The organism is Okeania sp. SIO2B9 (assembly GCF_010672505.1).
Classification (GTDB): Bacteria; Cyanobacteriota; Cyanobacteriia; order Cyanobacteriales; family Microcoleaceae; genus Okeania; species Okeania hirsuta.
In genome coordinates, this window is record NZ_JAAHGK010000877.1 from 1 (window position 1) to 3,351 (window position 3,351).

The 3,351-nt window shown below is 38.3% G+C and carries 3 protein-coding genes; all 3 read left to right on the plus strand.

What is annotated here, in order from left to right; genetic code table 11:
• The first annotated feature begins 161 nt into the window (after window positions 1-161).
• Entirely contained in the window at window positions 162-803 is a 642-nt protein-coding gene (locus F6K13_RS24845; RefSeq protein WP_287288680.1) for a terminase small subunit, read from the plus strand.
• 5 nt (window positions 804-808) lie between these two features.
• Window positions 809-2,305 (plus strand): phage terminase large subunit, encoded by a 1,497-nt coding sequence (gene terL, locus F6K13_RS24850; protein WP_287288682.1) that lies wholly within the window; start codon window positions 809-811, stop codon window positions 2,303-2,305.
• 73 nt (window positions 2,306-2,378) lie between these two features.
• On the plus strand, window positions 2,379-3,351 hold a 973-nt coding region (locus F6K13_RS24855; protein ID WP_287288684.1), incomplete at its 3' end, for a DUF935 family protein.

Consider the following 3,351-nt stretch of genomic DNA (forward strand, 5'->3'; position numbering starts at 1 on the left):
TTAGCGATCAAATCAGATAAAGAAACACCTGTAGTATTGCCAGCATCTTCTCCAAAGGCTTCAATCGGGACGGCGAGCCATTGTTTCGTAGTAGCATTAAAGGCGTAAAGTTGGCACTGCATAAAGATAGAATAGTAACTAAAACTTAACTAAACAATATAATGCCAGAAACTCCAGTAACAGAAGAAAATCCCTTTGGTCTTAATGCCAGACAAAAAAAGTTTTGCGAGCTTTATGTAGAGACGATGGATCGCAATCAATCCTACACGGATGCTGGCTATACAGACCATAAACAATCTGTTTATACTAACGCTGCAAAGCTCCTCCAAAACCCTAAAGTTAAAAAATACGTAAATTATTTAGGTCAGCAACTTTATCACGATACGGCTTTAATTAGAGCGAAAGTAATAGAAGAATTAACTTTTATAATGCTTTCAGATATTACCGATGTTTGTGAGTTTGATAGTGAAAAAATTACTTTTTCAAGCTCTAGAAACCTACCTAGAAGAGTTAGGGCAGCAATTCAAAATATTTCAGCTACAGAGATAACAAGAAACGATAAAGATGGCAATCCAGTTACGACTGTACGACACCATGTAAAAATGCACGACAAGATAAAAGCAGCCGATTTATTGGCTACTTATACGGGTGCAAAAATGAACATAAATATCGCGATCGCAACCCTTGAGAAATATGGTGTAAAACTAAGACAGAATGCGAGAGGAGAATGGTTCATTGAAGAAGTAATTGTGGATTTAACACCAGAGGAATTAAACAATGAATATGTAAATGAAGAGGAGTAAATATTTTGTATTCTCAAGAGTATTTCTTAACAACAAGAAGTAAAAAATTACTCGGTCTTGATAATATTTCACTTGAGGATATCAAAGCAAAGCCACAAGAAAAAATAGGATTTAAAAACTTTATTAAAAAAGCTTGGAAAATAGTCGAACCTGGTCGAGATTTTGTCGATAATTGGCATATTGGCGCGATCGCGGAACATTTAGAGGCTTTATCTCGCGGAGATATTAAGAAATTATTAATAAATGTTCCGCCTGGTCACATGAAATCTTTGTTAGTAGGGGTTTTTTATCCTGCTTGGGATTGGGCAGAAGTCGAACCAACAAGGCGATCCATTTTCAGTGCATACCAAGGGAATTTAGCTATTCGAGATTCTGTTAAATGTCGGAGAATAGTGCAATCGAATTGGTATCAAACCATGTATCCTCATATTCGCTTAACGGGTGATGTAAACTTAAAAACCAGGTTTGAAAACAGTTACACTGGATTTAGGATGTGTACATCTCCTAAAGGGGTTGGTACTGGAGAAAGAGCCGACATTATAGCTGTAGATGACCCCCACAAAGTAACAGAAGCCGAATCGGAAGCTAGTCGAGAATCCACAGTTAGCTGGTGGAAAGAAGAAATGTCAACTCGTGGTAGTACTCCCACCTCTGCTAAATTCATTGTAATTATGCAACGGGTTCATCATAAAGATGTTTCGGCATGGGCTATAGATAATGGCTACGAACATCTTTGCTTGCCTGGTGAATTTGAACCTAGTAGAAAATGTATTACATCTGTCGGTTGGGAAGACCCAAGAAAAGAAGAGGGCGAACCGTTATGGAAAGAAATGTTTCCCGTTGAGGTTTTACAAGATTTGAAGCAGACGCTTGGATCGTATGGCTACGCAGGTCAGATTCAGCAGTCACCCACGCCAAGAGAAGGAGGAATAATCAAAGATTCTTTTTGGAATTACTGCTTAGTCCCTCCTAAATGTTCTTTCACAGTATGGGCATGGGATACCGCTTTTAAAACCAGCAATCAAAACGATCCTTCGGCTGGGGTATTACTTGGCAGAACTAAGAATGGCTATTACGTACTAGATGTTTTTTGCGATCGCCTAGAATATCCAGAGTTAAAACGTAAAATAATCCAGCTACAGGATAGGGATAAAGCCAATGCTGTAATAATTGAAGACGCAGCAAGCGGACAAAGTTTAATCCAAGAATTACGCCGTACAACCTCATTACCGTTGATAGCGAAAAAAGCGGATAAAGATAAAATTACTCGCGTTACTGCGATCGCTCCCACGGTAGAGAGTGGCAAAGTATTTTTACCTCACGCTAAACCTTGGGTCGTAGATTTTGTTATGGAATGCTCGCAATTTCCAAATGGAGCGCATGACGATAGGCTAGATGCTTTTTGTCGGGCATTAAATTATGCTTCTACCTCGGAAATCAATGTTAAACCCAAAACAACAGGGCAAAAACGCAGGAGTTATAACTTAACGCAAGCCCGATAATCTTCTGTATTATTTAATTACAAGCTATCAAGAATAGAAAATTTTCTATTCTCTATTTATTAACTATAGGTTTATGGCTAGATTAGTAAAGCTACAAAAACAAGAAATTGCTACAGTCAATAATCAAGTAGGGGGTATTTATCCTTTCTATGGTGGAAGGCTGTCATCTCGCGATGAACTCTTCCTTAACATGGGAAAAACAGAGGCGTATGAAGTTTTACGCGATGTTTTACGCGATCCGCATTGTAGTGCCGTAACTCAAAAAAGATGGCTGTCTGTTGTTGGAAGAGAAATAGAGGTTAGACCAGCATCAGATAGGAGAATAGATAAAAAAGCAGCCGATTTAGTAAAAGCCCAAATAGAAAGATTGGGGAACGATGATGATTTAGCAATTAATAACGATTTAATACCAGGCTTAACTAATGGATTCGATCGCCTTTGTTATTCTTTACTTAAAGGCGAATTTTATGGTTTTCAAGCTGCTGAGATTATTTGGGATTCCGATGGAAAAGAAATTTACCCTAAGGCAATCAAGCCTAAAAGTTCTAAGCGATTTGTCTATGTAGTAGCTGAAGACAAAAAGAATCTCGCGTTTAGATTACTCACGCTAGAAAATCCCCATGTTGGAATATCTCTACCAGATAAAAAATTCATAATTCATACAGTTGACCCTGAAGATGATAACCCCTATGGTTGGGGACTGGGAAGTAAATTGTATTATCCAGTACGATTCAAAAGGGAATTAGCAAGGTTTAGCTTGATTTATGCTGACAAATACGGTTCTCCTACTGCAAAGGCTACATATCCAGTTGGAAGAGAGGATTTAAGAGATATTCTTTTAGAAGCAATGCAAAATATAGCTCAAGAATCGGGTGTAGCTATTCCCAATGAATGCGATCTTGAATGGATGACCGTACCGACAGGAACGGGAGTAGATATTTATTCTACTTTAATGGACTATTACGATCGCGAAATGAGTAAAGCTGTACTCGGAGAAACTGGAAGTACAGATCAACAAGGTGAAGGTGGAAGTAGAGCTAGAGATC